We start from the raw sequence: 19,679 nt of genomic DNA on the forward strand, positions 1-19,679 counted from the left end.
CATGTCACACGAACACGTATCTAATATAGGCAGAATCTGGAAAGTTTTCGGAATATTATCTGCCGTTACAGTAGTAGAAGTTTATTTGGGTATATTGAAACCGGATTTTCTTTTCATGAATGATTTTTTAAGTATGAACTTACTTAATTGGATATTCTATGCTCTTACTATTTTTAAAGCCTATTACATTGTATTTGCATTTATGCACATGGAAGGTGAAAAAAGTTCTTTAAGAAGCGCAGTTGTTTTTCCAGTAATTTTTCTGATATTATATTTACTCTTCATTCTTTTGACAGAAGGGGATTATATTTATGAGGTTTTTAAAAATTCTACCATTAAATGGAATTTTTAACAAGATATTAATTCAAAAAAAGGGTACGCATTGCGTACCTTTTTTTATTTTTGTACTTTAATAAGTATCTTACAATGAAAAAAAATAGTGTCCTTTTCGTTCTTTTTATTTTGCCTATAGTTGCCTATCTTTTTTTTGCTTCAGGTGTCAACGGGTTTACTAAATTGCCAACAGTAACTCCTAATACTGCTGATTTAGGTAATTGGCAATCTTTAGACGGTCAAAAAGTTAGTTTGAATGGCAAAGTAACGATTCTCGGTTTTATGGGTATTGAGATTTTAAAAAACAGAGGGAATCTTTTCAATTTAAATCAAAAAATTTATCAAAGGTATCATGAGTTTAAAGATGTTCAGTTTGTGATGATTTGTCCAACTGGAACTGAAAAAGAGGCTAAAAAAGTGGTGGATGCTTTGGGTGCTTTTACAGATGTTGCACAGTGGCGCTTTGTATTCGCATCGACAGAAGAAATTAATACGTATTACGCTCAATTAAAATTGGTGGAGAAACTAGATGAGAATTTTGGTACGCCAAAAGTCTACATTATTGATAAAAAACGAAATCTTCGCGGTCGAAAACTAGTAAAAAACACTAAAGAGGGGTACAATACATTTCATCCAGCGGAGTTGAGTAACGAAATGCTTGATGATTTTAAAGTAATTCTTTATGAATATCGTGCAGCTCTTAAAAAGAACAATAACGCCACCAGAAAAATTTAATGTTTTATGTTCAAAAATAAATCATACATAGGAATCTCTTTTATTATTTTGATTTTTGGGATTTATGCAGTTCCAAAAATAGTAGAAAGAATTAAAAACGATAAAGTTGTTCAGGGGGATAGACTGGATAGTGTTAATCCAGCAATTTTAGAAGAAGGGCAGTTAATTAAAATAGGACCTGCGCCTAAATTTGAATTAATAAATCAAGACAATAAGAAAATTACTAATGAAACCTACAAAGGGAAAGTATATGTCTTGGAATTTTTCTTTTCGACCTGTCCTACGATTTGTCCAAAAATGAATGAAAGTATGTTGGTTTTAGAAAAGAATTTTTTTGGGAATCCTAATTTTGGGATTGTCTCAATTACGATTGATCCAGAACATGACACTCCAAAAAAACTAAAAGAACATGCTAATCTTCTCGGAGTAAAATCCTCTAATTGGAATTTTTTAACGGGTGATAAAGCCTATATTTTTAATTTAGCCAATAAAGGATTTAATCTTTATGCGGGTGAAAATAAAAAAGTTGTTGGTGGTTTCGAGCATTCGGGATTGTTTGCTTTGATTGATAAAAATGGAAACATCCGTTGTAGAAAAGATGATTATGGTAATCCAATTTTATATTATGATGGTTTGGATAAAAAAGGAGTAAGAAACATTCAACAAGATATTAATATTTTATTAGAAGAATAATAATGGAAAATAATTCGTTAGAACAGAAATACAATAAGTTAATTGTAGCAGTTTCAATTTTAATCCCAGTTGTAGTTGCCATTCTTTTTGGAGTTAAGCTAAAAGATTTTGGATACAATGTAGAACCACTTTCATTTTTGCCACCAATCTATGCTACTACCAACGGAATTACAGCGATTATTTTAATTGCAGCAGTTCTAGCCATTAAAAACGGAAAAAGAAAACTTCATGAAAGGTTGATGACAGGTGCAATTGCCTTATCTGTTGCTTTTCTTGTGATGTATGTGGCATATCACATGACTTCTGATTCGACAAAATTTGGTGGGGAAGGAACAATTAGATACGTTTATTTCTTTATATTAATTACCCATATTGTTTTATCAATTGCCATTATTCCGATGGTTTTAATAACGTATGTTAGAGCATTAGCGGAAAATTTTGATACCCATAAAAAAATCTCCAAAATTACGTTTCCAATCTGGTTGTATGTTGCTATAACTGGAGTAGTTGTTTATTTAATGATTTCACCGTATTATGTATACTAACGATTTAAGTAATAAAAGTAAAGTGGTTAAAACTCCAGAAAAAATGAAAAGAAATGGTAAATCGTACCTTTTTTCTTTATTGTTAATTCTTGTTTTTAATCTCTTTTCGCTATCGGTAACTGCACAATGTGCGATGTGTCGTGCTGCCTTGACCAGTGAAGGAAATACAACGAAAGCTGCTGCGGTAAATGACGGTATAGTCTATTTGATGGTAATTCCCTATTTGCTTGTTGCAGGAATTGGGTATGCTATTTATCGAATGAAAAAGAAGAAATTCTAAAATATTAATTTCAATAGCAATATCAAAAGTCATTCTGAAAACAGTGTGTTTGAGTTTAAAGAATACTGTTTGCTGATTACTAAAAACTGAGCATTGACCACTCTATTTCAATCCATCGACAGATACATTCACGGTTCCTTGTACTTTTATAAAGGCAATAATGGCTTGATTTGTCAATTGAATTTTTTGAAATTGAATCTCCTCCATTTTTCCATTTACAAAAACACCTTGCATGGGAGAATAGTTTTTTAAATAAGTCATCATGCTTTTTTGACCTTCTTCAAGATTTGGTCTTATGGAGTAGCGGCAATTTTGCTCTATTTTTCTTAAAATTATTCCTTGCGCTAACCAATTAGCAGTTCGCATTAATTTATTTTTTGTGTCCAAAGCATAATCCAATTGATCAAAATATACTTCTTTAGTTTTGTCGTTATATTGAGGAAAACCGGATAAATAGATGATTCCATTTAGAGATCCCAATACATCTAAAGCAATTATCATTTTTCCGTTTTTGTGCCAAATGGCAACATTCTGAACTTTTACTTTCTTAGAACCTGAACCAAATTCTTGTCCGGCAAAATTCTTGGTCATTAGTTTTGACGCTTCCACATAGGTAGAAACAGCAACAATGTTTGCGGTGATTTCTTGAGGTATTTTAGATACGGGTTTTAAAACAATTTTGCTGGCATTAAATTTAGATTCGGGTTGCTTTCCTATTAATGTTTCCATGTTGCATTTCATTCCCATTTCCAATACAAAAGTGTCATTTTTGAGTTTTGCATTGGTAGAATAAATTTCAATAGGAACAATACGGAGCCAACTATCATACGTGTCGCTCATTTGAAAAGGGACACAAATTTTCTCTAGAGCGGCCAAAACATTTGGTTTGAAATCCATTGATTTTGCAATAGCATCATCAATTTTTTTTTCGATTTTTGATTTGAAAAGCTTTATTCCCGGATTGATAAGATAATTTACAGGGATGTTTTTTCCAAAAACAGTCATCGTCGGACTTTCATTCCAGTCCAATGATTTTAGTTCCGTTTTAGTATTCATTTTCCAATTGGTCAAACCTGCCTCACTCACTAAAGTTACCACACCATCAAGATTAAATTCTTTAGTGTTGTATAATTCAACTCCCATTTTCTTAGTTCCAATTCTGTACTTTACAATAGCTTTTAAAGGCAAGATCGTTTTGATTTTTTGACCATTGGCACCGTTGTCATTTTTGATTGTAATTGGAGCTAATTTCCAAATCTTCATTTCAATATCATCATCTTCAATATTGTTGTCTTCATAGATCAAGCCATTTAAGAGTGAATTTGTTTGGTTTTCGATATCCTTCAATTTTACGCTGATTGGTAAATTGATAAAAGAAGGGGTGTTTTCGTACACTAAAGGAGAGGCATCATCTGGTTCTGGTTTTAGCGTAGCTATTTTAGTAGTTGTTGAACAACTTGTTATCAGTGCGATAGACAGAATTATAAGTAGAACTGAAAAGTATTTATGCATTTTATTTGAGTTTGAGGAGACAAAATTAACAAAACAATTCTTTTTTAGGATTAATGTGTAACATTTATACAATAATTAAGTCTTATGATTAAATTACTCATAAAGACATTAACGTTTTCTTGTTGTAATTTCTTTTAGAGAAGAATTAATATGTTTTAAAATTAACATAATTATGATTGAAATTAAAGATTTGCATAAGTCCTATAAAATGGGAAATTCCGAATTACATGTCTTAAAAGGAATTAATTTCAACATTAAAGAAGGGGAATTGGTGGCTATTATGGGGTCTTCCGGTTCAGGAAAATCGACGTTGCTTAATATTCTTGGAATACTTGATGAAGCTGATTCTGGCAATTATATTTTGGATAGTGTGCCTATTAAAAATCTCAACGAAACTATTGCTTCAAGATATCGCAATAAGTTTTTAGGTTTTGTTTTTCAATCTTTCAATTTAATTAATTATAAAAGTGCTTTGGATAATGTGGCGATGCCATTGTATTATCAAGGTGTAAAAAGGAAAGAACGCAATGAAATTGCAATGAGTTTTTTGGAGAAAGTTGGTTTGTCTTCGCATTCCCATCACTTGCCAAATGAACTTTCCGGTGGACAAAAACAACGTGTTGCCATTGCAAGAGCATTGGCTTCAAATCCCAAAGTATTATTGGCCGATGAGCCTACAGGAGCTTTGGATACTAAGACCTCTTATGAAGTTATGGAGCTAATACAAGGGATTAATGACGAGGGGAAAACCATTTTGATTGTAACTCATGAGCCTGATATTGCTGCCATGTGCAAAAGAAACGTAGTTTTAAAAGATGGCTTAATCATCGATGATAAATTAGTAGAACAAGTAAGAGCATCTGCTTATGTTTAATATAGAACGCTGGCAGGAAATTTTTGAGGCAATTGCTAAGAACAAACTGAGAACTTTTCTCACGGGAATTTCTGTGGCGTCTGGAATTTTTATATTAGTGATTCTTTTAGGCGTGGGCAAAGGACTTCAAAATGGGATTGAAAAACAGTTTGAACGTGACGCTGATGGATTAATTTCTGTGTGGTCAGGTATGACAACAAAAGGGTTTAAAGGATTAAATCCGGGGAGGCAAATACAATTCAGAAATAGTGACTATGCTGTTTCAGTTCAGAAATTCGGAGATCAATTAAATATAAAATCTGCAAATTATATTTTTTGGAACGGAGTTATGGTCTATGGTAAAGAAACTGGAAATTACAGATTTATAGGTGTTTATCCCGATTATGTAAATGTTGAAAATGCAACCATTGTTCAAGGAAGATTTATTAATGAAAATGATTTAAAAAACAGCGAAAAAGTAACCGTTATTGGACAAAAAGTAAAGCTTGATTTGTTTAAAGAAAAAAATCCTATTGGCGAACAGATTGTCATTAATAATATCACCTTTAAAGTGGTTGGTGTTTTTACTGATCCCGCTGGAGAAAGAGAAGAATCGAGGGTTTATTTGCCATTAACGACTACACAACAAGCTTTTGGTGTAGGGGATAAAATTAGTAATCTTGATTTTACGCTTCCTAAAAAAGATACTTATGAGGAAGCTTTAGCGCAATCAACAAAATTCACGGAAGAGTTAGGACAATTGTTAAGAAGTAAAAATACAATTGCGCCGGATGATGAAAGCGCTATAGGAATTAATAATTCCATAAAGAATGCAAAACAGTTTTATGATTTAAATCTGTACATCCGATTGTTTTTTTGGTGGGTTGGAATTTGTACCATAATAGCAGGAGTCGTCGGAGTTAGTAATATCATGTTGATTATTGTAAAAGAAAGAACCAAAGAAATTGGTATTAGAAAAGCACTTGGAGCATCTCCTGTTTCTATTATCGGGATGATTTTGCATGAATCCATTTTTATTACAACAATAGCAGGATTTGTCGGGCTTTTATCAAGTTTATTATTGCTGGAATTAGTAGGACCGCAAGTATCAAGTGATTATTTTTTAAATCCCGAAGTTGATTTTAGCATTGCTTTAACCACCTTGATGTTGTTAGTTGTAGCAGGTGCTTTAGCTGGGTTTTTTCCGGCATACAGAGCCGCCAAAATAAAACCTATTGTAGCACTTAGAGACGAATAATTATGTTTGACAGAGATAAATGGAACGAGATTTTAGAGGCTTTAACCGCGAATACCTTCAGGACGATTCTTACTGCGTTTGGGGTTTTTTGGGGAATATTTATTTTGGTAATATTACTCGCCGCAGGAAACGGATTGGAAAATGGCGTTAAAAAAGGGTTTGACGGAATTGCAACCAACACCATGTTTATGTGGTCACAAACTACTTCAAAACCGTTCAAAGGATTGCCTACAACGAGACAATTCAATTTTAAAAATGCCGATATTAATGCTTTGAAAGAGAATTTTCCTGATTTATTATACGTTTCGCCCAGAAATGAATTGGGTGGTTATGAAGGAGCAAATAATGTTGTCAGAGGAACAAAAACGGCAGCTTATACTATTTATGGAGATTACCCGGAATTGATTAAGCAAGAATCAATGGACATTATAGAAGGGCGTTTTGTGAATCCGCAAGATATTGTATTAAAGCGTAAAGTTGCGGTTATCGGCCAAGGTGTAATAAACGAAATGTATGAAAAAGCAGAAGAGGTTATTGGAACCTATATCAAGATTAATGGTGTGAATTTTATGGTCGTGGGTGTTTATAATTCAAAATCTAGAAATAATGGTGATGCTGAATCTGCTCAAAAAAATATTTTTATGCCATTTACTACTTTTCAGCAAGCCTTTAATTATGGAGATACAGTAGGATGGATGGCGCTTACAGCTAATGATGATGCTTCAATTACTGAGTTAAAGCCTAAAATTCTAGACTTTATGAAATCCAGACATTCAATACATCCTCAAGATGACAGGGCAATTGGTAATTTTGATTTGTTTCAGGAGTTCAGTAAAATACAAGGCTTGTTTCTTATTCTAAAATTCATTGCTTATTTTGTAGGTACACTAGTATTGCTTTCGGGAGTAATTGGTATTTCTAATATCATGTTGATTGTTGTTAAAGAGCGTACCAAAGAAATAGGAATTCGAAGAGCTTTAGGCGCAACACCGGGTGCGATTCGTTCCCAAATATTATCAGAAGCTATTTTTCTGACTATTATAGCAGGAATGTTTGGAATTGCATTGGCCACAGGATTATTAGCAATCATCAATATGGTTTTAGCATCTATGCCAAGTGAAGGAATGATGTTTGCCAACCCAAGTGTGGATTTGACCGTCGTTTTTATTGCTTTGTTCATACTCATTGGTTCGGGTTTATTAGCAGGATTGATTCCGGCTCAAACAGCTATAAATGTAAAGCCAGTAGACGCATTAAGAACAGAATAAAATAGCAATCAAAAATTATATAATCGATTAAACAATAAGCAAAATGAAAAAAGGATTAACCGTAACTATTTTAATTACAATCGCATTAGTGTTCTTTGGTGCTTTGTATTATTTGTATGCCAAAAATCAGGAATCTCCAATTGTTTTTGAAACAGATAAGGCAGAAATAAAAACGATTGTGAAAAATACCATTGCAACTGGTAATATTGTTCCAGATGAAGAAGTACTTATCAAACCTAATATTTCAGGTATTATTGAAGCGGTTTATATTAAGGCCGGTGAAAATATAAAAGCGGGTGATTTAATTGCAAAAATTAAAGTTGTTGCCAATGTTTCTAACTTGAGTAATTCTCAAAACCAGGTTCAAACATCCAAAATCGCTTTAGACAATCAGGAGAAAGTTTTTTTAAGACAAAAAACGTTGTTTGATAAAGGTGTTATTTCTGCCAATGATTTTGATGCGGCACAATTAGCATATAAACAAGCGAAACAGAATTATAGCGCATCTAGACAAGGATATGACATTGTGAAAACAGGAACAACTTCAGGACTGGGAAGCTATGCCAATACTTTGATTCGTTCTACAGTAAATGGAATGGTGCTGGATGTTCCTGTAAAAGTAGGGAACCAAGTAATTGAAAGTAATAATTTTAATGAAGGGACAACAATAGCAAGTGTTGCCGATGTTGGACGTATGATATTCGTTGGAAAAATTGACGAATCAGAAGTAGGTAAAATAAAAGAAAAATTAGCAATCGAAATTACTGTTGGTGCTATTGAAAACAAAAAATTTGATGCCGTTCTGCAATATATTGCCCCAAAAGGTAAAACAGAAAATGGCGCGATTCAATTCGAAATAAAAGCCTCTTTAAGCAATAGAGACGATACTTTTATCAGAGCGGGGTTAAGTGCAAATGCTTCCATTATTTTAGAAAAAGTGGATAAGGTTTTAGCGATAAAAGAATCCTTGATTCAATTTGATAAAAAAACACAAAAACCATACGTAGAGGTTGAAACCGGGGTACAAAAATTCACCAGAAAAGATTTAGTCTTGGGTGTCAGTGATGGCATTTATGTCGAAATAAAAAGCGGTATTAAAGCTTCGGATAAAATTAAAGTGTGGAATCAAGGTCTAAAAAGTGAAGAAATAAAGCCTTAAAAACACCCTCAAAAAAGAATTTTAGTTTTTAAAAAAATGTTAAATATGTGTAGTACCTTTGCTACACTTTCATTCAAAATATATGAAAAAAAATAGTTGTATCAGTTTCTTTTTTATCGTGCTGTTTGGTTTGTCCGCTCAGGCACAATCCAAAAAATGGACTCTGGAAGAATGCGTAAAATATGCCGTACAAAATAACATCTCTATCAAACAATCCGAGTTAGAGACTAAAACTGCGGCCATTGATAAAAAAGGAGCGATTGGCAATTTCCTTCCTTCGCTGAATGCCAGTGCCTCTCATTCCTGGAATATTGGTCTGAATCAGGATATTACAACCGGACTTTTGCGTAATCAAACGACACAGTTTACCTCTGCTGGAGCAAATGTGGGAGTGGATATTTACAAAGGTTTGCAAAATCAAAATACATTACGTAGAGCCAATCTTTCAATAGTGGCTGCAAAATATCAGTTGTTGAAAATGCAGGAAGATGTAGCATTGAATGTTGCAAACGCTTTTTTGCAGGTACTTTTTAATAAAGAAAACTTAAAAGTGCAAAAAGAACAATTGGGAATTAATGAAAAACAATATGCACGTTCAGAAGAATTAGTTAAAGCGGGATCTATTCCTCGTGGTGATTTATTGGACATAAAAGCTACAGTAGCGTCAAATAACCAAAATGTTATTACTGCTGACAATGCTTTATTGATTTCAAAATTAAGTTTGGCTCAATTATTACAGCTAAAAGACTTTGAAAACTTTGATGTTGTTGATGATACCGATGTTAAAGATGAAAATAATATTATGGCACAATCTCCAGTGGCCATTTATGATAAAGCCAAAGAGGGCAGAACTGAATTGAAAATTGCCAGAACTAATTTAGAGATTGCACAAAAAAATGTAGAAATTGCTAAAGGAGCTTTTCAACCTACCTTACAAGGGTTTTACAGTTTTAACAGTAGAGTTTCGTATGCAGATGTACCTGCATTTGACAGTATGGGAAATTTAATTGGTACAAGAAGCCCGACACCATTTTTTAATCAATTTAGTGATAATAAAGGGCAATCTTTTGGTGCTCAGCTATCGATTCCTATCTTCAATGGATTTTCTGCAAGAAATAATGTAGAGCGTTCTAAAGTAAGTTTAGAAAGATCAAAAATTGCTGTGGAGCAACAGGATTTAGATTTACAAAGAAATGTTTTTACTGCATTTGCTGATGCTAAAGGGGCGCTGAATGCTTATGAATCTTCGGTTGTAGCACTTGAATCGAGACAAGGAGCGTATGATTATGCCAAAGAAAAATACGCAGTTGGTTTGATGAATTCTTTTGATTTTAATCAATCACAAACCTTACTTACTAATGCACAATCCGATGTTCTTAGAACGAAATACGATTATATTTTTAAAATTAAAATATTAGAATTCTATTTTGGAATTCCACTTATCAAAAACTAATTTATCATGTCAAAGAAAACAATTTATATCCTAATAGGTGGAGCAATAGTACTTATTGCGGCATTAATAGCGCTTTCAAAATCTGGGGTTATCGGAAATAAGGACAAAGGAACAGAAGTTGAAATCGCCCAAGTTGTTCCTGTAACTATTGTTGAAACGGTTTCGGCTACCGGGAAAATTCAACCAGAAATTGAGGTTAAAATTTCATCTGAAGTATCAGGGGAAATTATTTCTTTAAACGTAAAAGAAGGACAAGTTGTAAAGAAAGGAGATTTATTGGTTAAAATAAACCCAGATTTGTACACTTCCGGATACAATCGTTCGGTTTCAAATTTATCAGGAACCAGAGCAAATTTGAGTCAGGCTGATGCTTCGTTCAGAGAATCTAAATTAAGTTACGACAGAAATAAAACATTATTCGAAAAAGGAATTATTTCAAAGTCAGATTGGGATAAAGCAGTTGCCTCTTATGAAGTGGCTAAAGCGGCTAAGCAAACGGCTTATTTTAATGTTCAAAGTGCTTCGGCTACTGTAAACGAAGCCAAAGATAATTTAGGTCGTACTACAATCTATGCACCGGCGGATGGAACAATTTCTATGTTAAACGTAGAATTGGGAGAGCGCGTTTTAGGAACGCAACAAATGACTGGAACAGAGATTCTGAGAGTAGCGAACTTAAATAATATGGAAGTGGAAGTGGATGTCAATGAAAATGATATTGTAAAAATAAAAGTAGGTGATGATGCTAATGTTGAAGTTGATGCTTATCTAAAAAAACAATTTAAAGGAACAGTAACCAGTATTTCTAATTCAGCAAGTTCAGCTTTGACTGCAGATCAGGTAACTAATTTTAAAGTCAAGGTAAGAATTCTTAAAGAATCGTATCAAGATTTATTAGAGGGAAAACTGGATACCTATTCTCCCTTTAGACCGGGTATGACTGCAACAGTTGATATCATTACACAAACAAAAACGAATGTATTGTCTGTCCCAATTAGTTCCGTTGTGGTAAAATCAGATACGACGGCTGTAAAAGAAATTAAAGTGGAAGATCCTAATGAGGAGCAAAAAGGAGCTGCTCCAAAAAGTGATAAGAAATTTGAATGTGTATTTGTAAAAGTAGGTGATAAAGCTAAAATTAGAATTATCAAAACAGGAATTCAAGACGATACAAATATTGAGGTTTTAACAGGTCTTAAAAAAGGAGATGTTGTTATAACCGGACCTTACAGTACCGTTTCTAAGGACTTAAATTCTGGAGATAAGGTAACGCTAAAAACGGATAAGGATGTTAAGAAGTAATAAAATCCAAAAAGGATGGTAAATAATATATTGATTGAAATTAGAAAAGATATTTTTTATAAAAAGAGAAAATATACTATTGAAGTAGATGGTACTAGCCAAGGAGTTCTAACATTATTAAATTCAAAAAAAATGCTATCTCTTGAAGCTGGAAAACATATTATTGCAATACAGTGTGATGATTATTTAGTAGAAAATGAAATAGTTGTAAAAACAGATACATTGGAACGCTTTTATATTAAGCCAAATGTTTCTTTGGAATTATTAAAAGGAGTTACAATAGGATTTTCGGTTTTTATTATCTTGTTTTTCTTTTATAGTTATTTTTATCTGAACACAAAAATTAGTATTCCAATTGTTATCACTTTATTGTTTCCAATTTTATTTGTAATTGGAAATAAAAAAAATAATGCGAATTTTGTAATTGAAAAATAAAACAAATTTAAAGATTTCGAGAGGAACTTTAAACCTTAAACTTTAAACGCTTTGTCTTACATTCTCAACATCGAAACCGCTACAAAAAACTGTTCTGTTGCTCTTGCAAAAGGCGGAAAAACAATTGTATGCAAAGAAATTGCCGAAGAAGGATATTCTCATGCAGAACGACTTCATGTTTTTATTGAGGAAATTATAAAAGAGGCGGGAATTACGCTCAATGATTTATCTGCCATCGCAGTGAGTCAAGGTCCGGGTTCCTATACCGGATTGCGAATAGGCGTTTCGGCAGCCAAAGGACTGTGTTACGCACTGGATATTCCATTAATTGCTGTTGATACGCTACAAGCTTTGGCATCACAAGTGACCATTTCCAGCGGATTAATTATTCCTATGATTGACGCTCGAAGAATGGAAGTGTATAGCGCTGTTTTTACCCCAAATTATGAGCGAAAAAGAGAAGTTCTTGCCGAAATAATTACGGAGAATTCCTTTGAGGATTTGGAGGAAACGCTTTATTTTGTTGGTGATTGTGCTGAAAAATGCCAGGCAGTTTTGACCAAAGAAAATTATGTTTTCCTTGACGAAATTGTATATCCTTCTGCCAAAGAAATGAGTGCGATAAGTTTTGAAAAATTCAAAATAAACGACACTGTGGATGTCGCTTATTTTGAACCATATTATTTGAAAGACTTTATGATTACGACTTCAAAGAAGTAATATATTTAGATTAAGAATTATCTTGGGATGATTCTCTTATGTATGGCTGTATGACTATCCCGGCAGTATCAAATGCAAGTTTGCAGCTTTCTAAAGTTTCAGAGAAGACGATAGCATAATCTTCATTATTTGCCCATGGCCTCACCGCAAGCTGAATAGCATTGTCTGTTAAGTTTTTTACAGAAACTTCGGCAGCAGGAGTTTGAAGTACTTTTGGATTGTTTTTTAAAATGGCAGTAATTATTTCTTTCACTTTTTTAATATCCGTATCATAGGAAATTGCGATAGTCAAATCGGCTCTTCTAATTTTTTGTAAAGAATAATTGGTAATGTTTCCATTTGATAAAGCTCCATTGGGCACAAAAATAGTTTGATTATTTGCTGTAATTAATTTAGTTACAAATATTTGTATTTCACTTACGGTTCCAATTACTCCTTGTGCTTCAATGGTATCATGTACCTTGAAAGGTTTGAAGAGAATAATCAGCATACCACCTGCAAAATTTGATAACGAACCTTGAAGTGATAAACCTACAGCAAGTCCCATGGCGCCCAGAATAGCAACAAATGACGAAGTTTCTATTCCTAGTTTTGAAATGAAAGTCACAAAAAGCAGTACTCTGAAAACCCAAAGTAGGATATCGGCAAGGAACTTTGTCAAGGTAGGATCTAAATCTCTTTTTATCATTAGTCTTCTAATGAATCTATTGATAAGCCGAATGACATAAAGGCCAACAAATAAAATGAGAAAGGCAGAAATAATTTTTGGCGAATAATCAATCAATACGGCTATAAATGTATTGGCATAATCCGTTAACTGATTTGGATTTAAGTTCATTTTTTGTCTAATAAAAAACCTTCTCAAAAGAGAAGGTTAAGTTTGAAGTGCAAAAATACAAATAAATTATTTTTTTATAAATTAATCTGCGTCTTCTTCTATTTTATTTATAGTTTTTTTAGCGGTTTCAGTAGTGTCGGCATCACCTTCATTTGCTAAAGACCTTGTTTTTTCAGAAACAGTTTCGACAGCGTCAGTAGCTATAGTTTTTGTTTCACTGGCTATTTCTTCGACTTTTTCTGTTGCTGTAGCCGTTTTTTCTTTTACAGATTCTATTGTTTTCTCAGAATATTCAGTGACAGTTTCTTTTGCATGACCAGCAAAACCTCCTACTTTATCTATAATTGGAGCTGCAGTTTCTTTTACTTTTTCAAATGTTTCTTCTACAAAAGTTTCGGCTTTTTCAAGGTAAGGAGTTGCTGTTTCTTTTGCTTTTTCAAATGTTTCTTCTGCAAATATTTCTGCTTTTTCTAGGTATGGTGCAGCAGTTTCTTTTGCTTGCTCAAAAGTAGTTTCGGCTTTGTCAGCTAATTCGCTGGCAGTTTCTTTGGCTGAGCCAAATAAATTTTTAAAAAATGAAGATAGTCCCATGGTATTTTTATTTGATTAGTCCTACAATATTAAACATTTTTTTCTAGGTTTACTTTATTAAACCATTAATAATTTGCTGAAAATCAGTATTTGACATCCACTACGTCCTGTTTTGACAAACGTAAAACAACGTTTGTGAATTTGACGTACAAATAAAAAAGGAAGACTTGATGTTTTTTGGTTCCAGCCAAGACCAACCAGTTTAAGAATGCAGACGGATAACTGACGCCGGAAAGTAGTGCAACGAATAACTGTAATAACCTCTAAAAATAAAAAAAAGCGTTCGCCATGACGAACGCTTAAATGAATCGGTCAAATTAATCTATTCGAGTTCGAAAGTTAATTTTAGATTTACTCTGTATTCTGTGATTTCACCTCCACTTATGGCTGCACTGTGGTCTTTAATGTACACAGAACGTATGTGGTTTATGGTTTTAGCCGCCTTTGCAACTCCTTTTCGAGCTGCATCTTCCCAACTTATATCTGAACTGGAAAGCACTTCAATTACTTTTAATACTGACATAATTTCTATTTGTTAAGTTAAAGATTAAATGTACCTATTTTATTTAAAATTTTAATTTAAAACGGCAATTATTTTAGTGTAACTATAGTATTGTCAATTAAATAAGTATTTTTTTTTGTTTATGCGTTCACGGCTTCCACTTTAATTTCCTCGTCGTTCAACATGCTTTTCAACATGTTTTCGATACCACTTTTTAACGTAAATGTTGATGAAGGGCAACCGCTGCAAGCTCCTTGAAGGATTACTTTTACGGTTTTGTCAGCTTCATTATACGAATCGAATGCAATATTTCCACCATCAGCTTGTACTGCGGGTTTTACATACTCCTCTAATATGTTGATAATTTGTTGTGAAGTCACATCCAGATTATCAAACTCTTTTGCTTTTGTATCCTCTTTAGCGGTAACTGCTTGAATGAAATTTTCATCTAGGACTATTCCTCCATTTTCTATATATTGCTTAATGAAGCTTCTTAATTCTAATGTTATTTCCTGCCATTCATTAATTTCATATTTAGTTACTGAGATGTAGTTTTCATCAATGAAAATCTCTTTCACATAAGGAAATTTAAAAAGTTCTTTTGCTAATGGAGAGGCACCAGTTTGATCAATATTTTTGAATTCGATAGCGTTTTTAGTCAACATTTTGCTCACTACAAATTTCAATGCAGCTGGATTTGGAGTGGTTTCTCCATAAACGGTCACGGGCTGTTTTTTGGTTTTGTTTTCGTCAATAGTAATGATCGTTCCGCCATTGTTTACAAATGTTTCCATTTGCTCTGCTACGGCATCTTTGACATCATCCCATTCAACAATATTATATTTCTCGACTGCTATAAAATTTCCAGAGATGTAAATTGTTTTTACAAAGGGTAAGTAAAATAATTGTTGCGCTAATGGCGATGTTTTGGCCTCATCAATGTTTTTGAATTCAAAACTTTCATTTTGGGTTATAAAATCCTGAAATTCAAACTTTAATATAGTTGGGTTTTGTGTTTCTTTTATGCTAACTTTGTTCATGACTTTTAAATTTTTACAAATTTACTAAAGTTATTTTCTACGAATAACTATATTTGAATTTTTAATGAATAAATTAACTTTAGTTTAATTTTATATAAGCTGTTTGCCTTTGTTCCTACAAAACTTTTATTGATTTAGAATTATTCATTCTTATTAAAAAGTAATTAAATGTATAATAAAATTAAATTTTTATCGGTTCTTTTTTTTACATCTTTTTATTCCTTTTCACAGGAAGGAATTCCTGTTTATTCCGATTATCTTTCAGACAATTATTACTTAATTCATCCTTCCATGGCGGGTGCATCAAATTGTGCCAAAATTAGGTTGACAGGTCGTAAACAATGGTTTGATCAGGAAGATGCTCCAGAGCTTCAAACATTAAGTTTTAATGGAAGAGTAGGGGAAAAAGCGGGTGCTGGAATTATAGTTTTCAATGATAAAAACGGATATCATTCCCAAAAAGGTGTCAAATTTAGTTATGCCTACCATTTAATGTTTTCGAGAAATGAAATAGATTTAAACCAATTGTCTTTTGGAATAAGTGCCGGACTAATTCAAAGTCAATTAGACGAAACGGAATTTCTTCAGTCTGGTGATTTTGATCCTATTATTGATGGAACTGTCGTACAAAAAGACTCTTATTTTAATGTGGATATAGGAGCATCCTACAACTACTTAGATTTTTATGCTCATGCTACAGTAAAAAATGCCATAGAGACCAGAAGAGATATTTACACGGAGTATGAAAGTGATAATTTAAGAAAGTACTTATTGAGCGCCGGTTATATCTTTGGTAACAGAGACAGAATATTATGGGAACCTTCTATTTTATTTCAAATGGTGGATCAAACCAAAGAAAAATCGATTGACATTAATTTAAAAGCCTATAAAACGTTAGATTTTGGAAAGCTTTGGGGCGGATTGTCCTATAGAAGAAGTTTTGATGGTGCAGAATATATCGATGGAAATTCGGTTTCCAAACAAAAGTTGCAATATATTACTCCAATAGTAGGTGTAAACTTTGACAAATTTATGTTTGCTTATACATATTCTCAACTAACGGGAGCTGTTAAATTCGATAATGGAGGTTATCATCAAATTACTTTAGGAATCGATTTATTCTGTAAACCTGTGAAATACGATTGTAACTGTCCTGCAATTAATTAATATTTATCCTTTCCCATGCTAATTAAATCTGTAAACGGTAAGTCTCCTTCAATTCCTGAAGATTGTTATGTTTCCGAAAATGCGACCATTGTTGGCGATGTTTCGTTTGGCGAAAATTGTAGTGTTTGGTTCAATGCCGTAATTAGAGGGGATGTAAATCACATCAAAATTGGCAATAAAGTAAACATTCAAGATGGAGCAGTAATTCATTGTACCTACAAAAAACACCCAACAATTATAGGAAATAACGTTTCCATCGGTCATAATGCTATTGTACATGGTTGTACAGTTCACGATAATGTGCTGATAGGAATGGGAGCCATTGTTATGGATAATTGCGTGATCGAAAGTAATTCTATTGTGGCTGCCGGTGCCGTTATCACTCAAAACACAGTTGTAGCATCAGGGTCAATCTGGGCTGGAGTTCCTGCTAAAAAAGTGAAAGATATTGATCAATCTGATTTTGCTGGAGAAATCGAACGCATTTCGAATAATTACGTGATGTATTCGAGTTGGTTTAAGGAAGAAGAGTGAGTAAGTTTAGTTTAAAATTCTATTTCGTCAACCCTATATTTATTTTCTAAAATTTCAGACAAAACTTTCGGATTTCTATTCGTGTAAAAAATAGGTTCACTCTTTTCTGCCGATGAAAAACCTACTTTGTCTCGCAATATATTCTGTGTTTGTTTAGCAACAGCCTCACCAGAATCTATAATTTGAATGTGTTCTGGAATAATTTTTTTGATTTGCGGAATCAGATAAGGATAGTGGCTGCAACCTAATACTAAATAATCAATGTTGGCTTCAATCATTGGAGTCAGGTAGGAGTGAAGCAGTTTAGTCATCTCTGGTGAATTGATATCTCCGTTCTCAATTAGTTGCACTAATCCGTGTCCTACTTGCTCAATTATCTTTGTGTCTTGGTACTTTTCTGTAGTCTTGTTAAAAAGCTCACTATTCAAAGTTCCTAGTGTTGCTAGGATTCCTATTATTTGTGTTTTTGAATGTGTTACAGCGGGTTTAATTGCGGGTTCAATACCTATAAACGGAATGTCATATTTTGCTCTTAATTCTTGGATTGCATTAGTGGTGGCTGTATTGCAAGCTATCACAATTAATTTGCAGTTCATCTCCAGAAGGAAGTCAGTATTTTTCATGCTCAATGCAACAATCTCTTCTTTAGATTTTTGTCCATAAGGGGCATTTTTACTATCTGCCAGATATATGGTTTTTTCATTGGGCAGTAATTGATGGATAGCTTTCCAAATGGAAGTTCCGCCAATTCCGGAGTCAAAAATTCCTATTGGTTGATTGTTGTTGTTCATAAAAACAAAGTTACATGCTCGAATTTGAATTTCCTAGAGTTTATTTTAAACAAAAAACTGCTCAAACCTAAGAGAAGGATGAGCAGTTTTGTACGATTATCTATTTTTTTTAGAAACCTAAATCTTTTTTTACATCCATAGTCAAGTTTGGACCATCTGCAAGTAAAAGGCTAGAACCATCAAGAACATATTGGAATCCTTTAGCTTTTCCTACTTTTTGAATAGAAGCTCTTACTTTTTCCATTAGTGGTTTCATAATATCAGATTCTTTTTGTTGCAATTCTTTTTGAGCATTATCTCTAAAGTCAACAATTCTTTTTTGCATATCTTGAACTTCTTTAGAACGCTCACCATTTATAGCTTCAGTAACTGTTGCAGCTTCAGCTTCGTATTTTTTCAATTTTCCTTGGTATTCTTCAACCATTTTTTTGTAGTCAGCATCATAAGTAGTACTCAATTTATCCAATTGTTTTTGAGCATCTAACACTGCAGGCATTTTTGTCATAATTTCACTTACATCAACATGAGCAGTTTTTGCTTGTGCATTAATTGTTTGGTGTGCTCCTAAAATAAAAAGTGCAGCAATAAATAGAGTTTTAATTTGTTTCATCGTTTTTAAAATATTTAATAATTAATTTTTGTTTGTATTTTCTTTTAATTTTTCTTCTTTAGCTTTCCTAATAACTTCTCTGTCTTCCAGTATTTTTTTTCTTTTCTCGTCTAATGCTTTCTTACGGTCCTCTAAAATTTTCTTACGATCTTCTACTGTTTTCGCTCTTGCAACTGCTTGTTTTTGTTTAGCGTCTTCAACCGCTAGCTTAGTACTATCTTTGGCCGGGTCGTTACTTGTAACTTTCTCGGTGCTGACTGTTTTAATATTTGCAGAAACCGTGCCATTTTTTTTAGCCTCTCTTTCGGCTATAATTTGTTGTCTTTTATCATCAAATTCTTTTTTCTTTTGCTCTTGAAGTAATTTTCTATCAGCAAGTATTTTATCTCTGGTAGCTTTTTTATCATCCAAGAGTTTTTGTCTGTCTACCAATGCTGGATTTTCATCTAGTGCATCTTCTTTGATTTCTTTTGCTTGTTCTTCTTTTAGTTGTTTTTTAGTCAACTGTTCTCTTTTTTCGGACCTGTTTAATGTGCGTAAAATTTGATCGCTCATATCAAATCTTTTTGCAGCAAATAGCATAGTCAAGTCGGAAGTTTTGTCAAAGATAAAATCATATTTTAATCGTTCTGCAATATCTTGAACTGCAGTAAAAACTTGATCTTGTATTGGTTTTACCAAAACAGATTTTTGTATCATCAAATCCCCATTGGCACCAAATCTTTTTTGTTGGTATTGCAAGTTTTCGTTTTCAAGAAAATTAATTTCTGTTTCTCTCTCGTCAATTAACTCTTTTGTCAATAAAGCCCTTTCGGCTTTTAAGGCTTCCTTCAATTTATTGATTTCAATTTTCTTAGTATCGATTTCCAGTTTCCATTTTTCAGCTTTTTGCTCTAATTGAGTCTTTGCTTCCGTATAATCAGGTACATTTTGTAATATGTATTCCATATCAATGTAGCCTAGCTTGGTTCCTCTGGTTTGTGCGTCAATTGTATGTACAACGACTAACGCTAAAAATAGATATAAAAATTGTTTTCTCATAACGTTTCTGTATTAGAAA

The 19,679-nt window shown here is 33.0% G+C and carries 23 protein-coding genes; 15 read left to right on the forward strand and 8 right to left on the reverse strand.

The annotated features are described in order from the left end of the window. Position 1 precedes the first annotated feature (1 nt). The 5 genes from ACNQGD_RS01165 (at position 2) to ACNQGD_RS01185 (ending at position 2,586) form a co-directional block, all read left to right on the forward strand. On the forward strand, positions 2-352 hold the full coding sequence (locus ACNQGD_RS01165) for a cytochrome C oxidase subunit IV family protein (protein WP_417993385.1): 351 nt from the start codon (positions 2-4) through the stop codon (positions 350-352). 74 nt (positions 353-426) lie between these two features. Next, positions 427-1,068, forward strand: a complete 642-nt coding sequence (locus tag ACNQGD_RS01170; RefSeq protein ID WP_417998021.1) for a hypothetical protein — start codon at positions 427-429, stop codon at positions 1,066-1,068. 6 nt (positions 1,069-1,074) lie between these two features. Continuing rightward, a complete protein-coding gene (locus ACNQGD_RS01175; RefSeq protein ID WP_417993387.1) occupies positions 1,075-1,761 on the forward strand; it encodes an SCO family protein in 687 nt (228 codons plus the stop codon). A 2-nt stretch (positions 1,762-1,763) separates the two neighbouring features. Further along, entirely contained in the window at positions 1,764-2,306 is a 543-nt protein-coding gene (locus ACNQGD_RS01180; RefSeq protein WP_417993388.1) for a DUF420 domain-containing protein, read from the forward strand. Positions 2,307-2,349: 43 nt separating this feature from the next. Further along, a complete protein-coding gene (locus ACNQGD_RS01185) occupies positions 2,350-2,586 on the forward strand; it encodes a hypothetical protein (protein WP_417995939.1) in 237 nt (78 codons plus the stop codon). A gap of 102 nt (positions 2,587-2,688) precedes the next feature. Here the strand turns inward: ACNQGD_RS01185 and ACNQGD_RS01190 are convergent, their stop codons facing one another. After that, on the reverse strand, positions 2,689-4,098 hold the full coding sequence (locus ACNQGD_RS01190; protein ID WP_417998022.1) for a DUF4403 family protein: 1,410 nt from the start codon (positions 4,096-4,098) through the stop codon (positions 2,689-2,691). Positions 4,099-4,270: 172 nt separating this feature from the next. On the opposite strand from ACNQGD_RS01190, the gene ACNQGD_RS01195 reads away from it, so the two are divergent. The 8 genes from ACNQGD_RS01195 to tsaB all read left to right on the forward strand — a co-directional run bounded on the left by ACNQGD_RS01195 (position 4,271) and on the right by tsaB (position 12,546). Then, positions 4,271-4,972, forward strand: a complete 702-nt coding sequence (locus tag ACNQGD_RS01195; RefSeq protein ID WP_417998023.1) for an ABC transporter ATP-binding protein — start codon at positions 4,271-4,273, stop codon at positions 4,970-4,972. Continuing rightward, the gene (locus ACNQGD_RS01200) at positions 4,965-6,209 is read left to right on the forward strand and encodes an ABC transporter permease (RefSeq protein ID WP_417995941.1); all 1,245 of its coding nucleotides are present in this window, start codon (positions 4,965-4,967) and stop codon (positions 6,207-6,209) included. Before ACNQGD_RS01195 ends, ACNQGD_RS01200 begins: the two co-directional genes overlap by 8 nt. 2 nt (positions 6,210-6,211) lie before the next feature. Continuing rightward, positions 6,212-7,477 carry an ABC transporter permease gene (locus ACNQGD_RS01205; protein WP_417998024.1) on the forward strand — a complete coding sequence of 422 codons (1,266 nt, stop codon included), beginning with the start codon at positions 6,212-6,214 and terminating at the stop codon, positions 7,475-7,477. A gap of 43 nt (positions 7,478-7,520) precedes the next feature. Further along, entirely contained in the window at positions 7,521-8,636 is a 1,116-nt protein-coding gene (locus ACNQGD_RS01210; protein WP_417993394.1) for an efflux RND transporter periplasmic adaptor subunit, read from the forward strand. Positions 8,637-8,718: 82 nt separating this feature from the next. Then, a complete protein-coding gene (locus ACNQGD_RS01215) occupies positions 8,719-10,089 on the forward strand; it encodes a TolC family protein (protein WP_417998025.1) in 1,371 nt (456 codons plus the stop codon). A 6-nt stretch (positions 10,090-10,095) separates the two neighbouring features. Next, positions 10,096-11,391 carry an efflux RND transporter periplasmic adaptor subunit gene (locus tag ACNQGD_RS01220; RefSeq protein ID WP_417998026.1) on the forward strand — a complete coding sequence of 432 codons (1,296 nt, stop codon included), beginning with the start codon at positions 10,096-10,098 and terminating at the stop codon, positions 11,389-11,391. Positions 11,392-11,406: 15 nt separating this feature from the next. After that, positions 11,407-11,826 carry a hypothetical protein gene (locus ACNQGD_RS01225; RefSeq protein ID WP_417998027.1) on the forward strand — a complete coding sequence of 140 codons (420 nt, stop codon included), beginning with the start codon at positions 11,407-11,409 and terminating at the stop codon, positions 11,824-11,826. Between the two features lie 51 nt (positions 11,827-11,877). Next, the gene (gene tsaB, locus ACNQGD_RS01230; protein WP_417998028.1) at positions 11,878-12,546 is read left to right on the forward strand and encodes a tRNA (adenosine(37)-N6)-threonylcarbamoyltransferase complex dimerization subunit type 1 TsaB; all 669 of its coding nucleotides are present in this window, start codon (positions 11,878-11,880) and stop codon (positions 12,544-12,546) included. A 10-nt stretch (positions 12,547-12,556) separates the two neighbouring features. Here the strand turns inward: tsaB and ACNQGD_RS01235 are convergent, their stop codons facing one another. From ACNQGD_RS01235 to ACNQGD_RS01250, 4 genes are all read right to left on the reverse strand, one after another. Next, entirely contained in the window at positions 12,557-13,384 is an 828-nt protein-coding gene (locus ACNQGD_RS01235; RefSeq protein ID WP_417993398.1) for a mechanosensitive ion channel family protein, read from the reverse strand. 81 nt (positions 13,385-13,465) lie between these two features. Beyond that, entirely contained in the window at positions 13,466-13,975 is a 510-nt protein-coding gene (locus ACNQGD_RS01240; RefSeq protein WP_417995945.1) for a YtxH domain-containing protein, read from the reverse strand. 322 nt (positions 13,976-14,297) lie between these two features. After that, positions 14,298-14,498, reverse strand: coding sequence for a dodecin family protein (locus tag ACNQGD_RS01245; RefSeq protein ID WP_417993400.1), 201 nt, complete (start codon positions 14,496-14,498; stop codon positions 14,298-14,300). Positions 14,499-14,617: 119 nt separating this feature from the next. After that, complete coding sequence (locus ACNQGD_RS01250; protein ID WP_417998029.1) at positions 14,618-15,517, reverse strand: NifU family protein; 900 nt, start codon at positions 15,515-15,517, stop codon at positions 14,618-14,620. Between the two features lie 168 nt (positions 15,518-15,685). Between ACNQGD_RS01250 and ACNQGD_RS01255 the strand changes: the two genes are divergently transcribed. Then, positions 15,686-16,684, forward strand: a complete 999-nt coding sequence (locus tag ACNQGD_RS01255; RefSeq protein ID WP_417998030.1) for a PorP/SprF family type IX secretion system membrane protein — start codon at positions 15,686-15,688, stop codon at positions 16,682-16,684. A gap of 15 nt (positions 16,685-16,699) precedes the next feature. Next, a complete protein-coding gene (locus ACNQGD_RS01260; RefSeq protein WP_417998031.1) occupies positions 16,700-17,218 on the forward strand; it encodes a gamma carbonic anhydrase family protein in 519 nt (172 codons plus the stop codon). An 11-nt stretch (positions 17,219-17,229) separates the two neighbouring features. Here ACNQGD_RS01260 and murI read toward each other — a convergent pair whose 3' ends face one another. The 3 genes from murI to ACNQGD_RS01275 form a co-directional block, all read right to left on the reverse strand. Beyond that, entirely contained in the window at positions 17,230-18,009 is a 780-nt protein-coding gene (murI, locus tag ACNQGD_RS01265; protein WP_417998032.1) for a glutamate racemase, read from the reverse strand. A gap of 109 nt (positions 18,010-18,118) precedes the next feature. Next, complete coding sequence (locus ACNQGD_RS01270; RefSeq protein WP_417995950.1) at positions 18,119-18,619, reverse strand: OmpH/Skp family outer membrane protein; 501 nt, start codon at positions 18,617-18,619, stop codon at positions 18,119-18,121. A 21-nt stretch (positions 18,620-18,640) separates the two neighbouring features. Then, positions 18,641-19,660 carry an OmpH/Skp family outer membrane protein gene (locus ACNQGD_RS01275; protein ID WP_417993406.1) on the reverse strand — a complete coding sequence of 340 codons (1,020 nt, stop codon included), beginning with the start codon at positions 19,658-19,660 and terminating at the stop codon, positions 18,641-18,643. Positions 19,661-19,679 lie beyond the last annotated feature (19 nt).

The organism is Flavobacterium glucosi (genome assembly GCF_048286535.1).
Lineage (GTDB): Bacteria > Bacteroidota > Bacteroidia > Flavobacteriales > Flavobacteriaceae > Flavobacterium.

What these genes read in the sequence shown, in the direction of transcription:
- ACNQGD_RS01165 (WP_417993385.1), top strand. Translation starts at nt 2, where the DNA reads ATGTCACACGAACACGTATCTAATATAGGCAGAATCTGGAAAGTTTTC.
- ACNQGD_RS01170 (WP_417998021.1), top strand. Translation starts at nt 427, where the DNA reads ATGAAAAAAAATAGTGTCCTTTTCGTTCTTTTTATTTTGCCTATAGTT.
- ACNQGD_RS01175 (WP_417993387.1), top strand. Translation starts at nt 1,075, where the DNA reads ATGTTCAAAAATAAATCATACATAGGAATCTCTTTTATTATTTTGATT.
- ACNQGD_RS01180 (WP_417993388.1), top strand. Translation starts at nt 1,764, where the DNA reads ATGGAAAATAATTCGTTAGAACAGAAATACAATAAGTTAATTGTAGCA.
- ACNQGD_RS01185 (WP_417995939.1), top strand. Translation starts at nt 2,350, where the DNA reads ATGAAAAGAAATGGTAAATCGTACCTTTTTTCTTTATTGTTAATTCTT.
- ACNQGD_RS01190 (WP_417998022.1), bottom strand. Translation starts at nt 4,098, where the DNA reads ATGCATAAATACTTTTCAGTTCTACTTATAATTCTGTCTATCGCACTG.
- ACNQGD_RS01195 (WP_417998023.1), top strand. Translation starts at nt 4,271, where the DNA reads ATGATTGAAATTAAAGATTTGCATAAGTCCTATAAAATGGGAAATTCC.
- ACNQGD_RS01200 (WP_417995941.1), top strand. Translation starts at nt 4,965, where the DNA reads ATGTTTAATATAGAACGCTGGCAGGAAATTTTTGAGGCAATTGCTAAG.
- ACNQGD_RS01205 (WP_417998024.1), top strand. Translation starts at nt 6,212, where the DNA reads ATGTTTGACAGAGATAAATGGAACGAGATTTTAGAGGCTTTAACCGCG.
- ACNQGD_RS01210 (WP_417993394.1), top strand. Translation starts at nt 7,521, where the DNA reads ATGAAAAAAGGATTAACCGTAACTATTTTAATTACAATCGCATTAGTG.
- ACNQGD_RS01215 (WP_417998025.1), top strand. Translation starts at nt 8,719, where the DNA reads ATGAAAAAAAATAGTTGTATCAGTTTCTTTTTTATCGTGCTGTTTGGT.
- ACNQGD_RS01220 (WP_417998026.1), top strand. Translation starts at nt 10,096, where the DNA reads ATGTCAAAGAAAACAATTTATATCCTAATAGGTGGAGCAATAGTACTT.
- ACNQGD_RS01225 (WP_417998027.1), top strand. Translation starts at nt 11,407, where the DNA reads ATGGTAAATAATATATTGATTGAAATTAGAAAAGATATTTTTTATAAA.
- ACNQGD_RS01235 (WP_417993398.1), bottom strand. Translation starts at nt 13,384, where the DNA reads ATGAACTTAAATCCAAATCAGTTAACGGATTATGCCAATACATTTATA.
- ACNQGD_RS01240 (WP_417995945.1), bottom strand. Translation starts at nt 13,975, where the DNA reads ATGGGACTATCTTCATTTTTTAAAAATTTATTTGGCTCAGCCAAAGAA.
- ACNQGD_RS01245 (WP_417993400.1), bottom strand. Translation starts at nt 14,498, where the DNA reads ATGTCAGTATTAAAAGTAATTGAAGTGCTTTCCAGTTCAGATATAAGT.
- ACNQGD_RS01250 (WP_417998029.1), bottom strand. Translation starts at nt 15,517, where the DNA reads ATGAACAAAGTTAGCATAAAAGAAACACAAAACCCAACTATATTAAAG.
- ACNQGD_RS01255 (WP_417998030.1), top strand. Translation starts at nt 15,686, where the DNA reads ATGTATAATAAAATTAAATTTTTATCGGTTCTTTTTTTTACATCTTTT.
- ACNQGD_RS01260 (WP_417998031.1), top strand. Translation starts at nt 16,700, where the DNA reads ATGCTAATTAAATCTGTAAACGGTAAGTCTCCTTCAATTCCTGAAGAT.
- murI (WP_417998032.1), bottom strand. Translation starts at nt 18,009, where the DNA reads ATGAACAACAACAATCAACCAATAGGAATTTTTGACTCCGGAATTGGC.
- ACNQGD_RS01270 (WP_417995950.1), bottom strand. Translation starts at nt 18,619, where the DNA reads ATGAAACAAATTAAAACTCTATTTATTGCTGCACTTTTTATTTTAGGA.
- ACNQGD_RS01275 (WP_417993406.1), bottom strand. Translation starts at nt 19,660, where the DNA reads ATGAGAAAACAATTTTTATATCTATTTTTAGCGTTAGTCGTTGTACAT.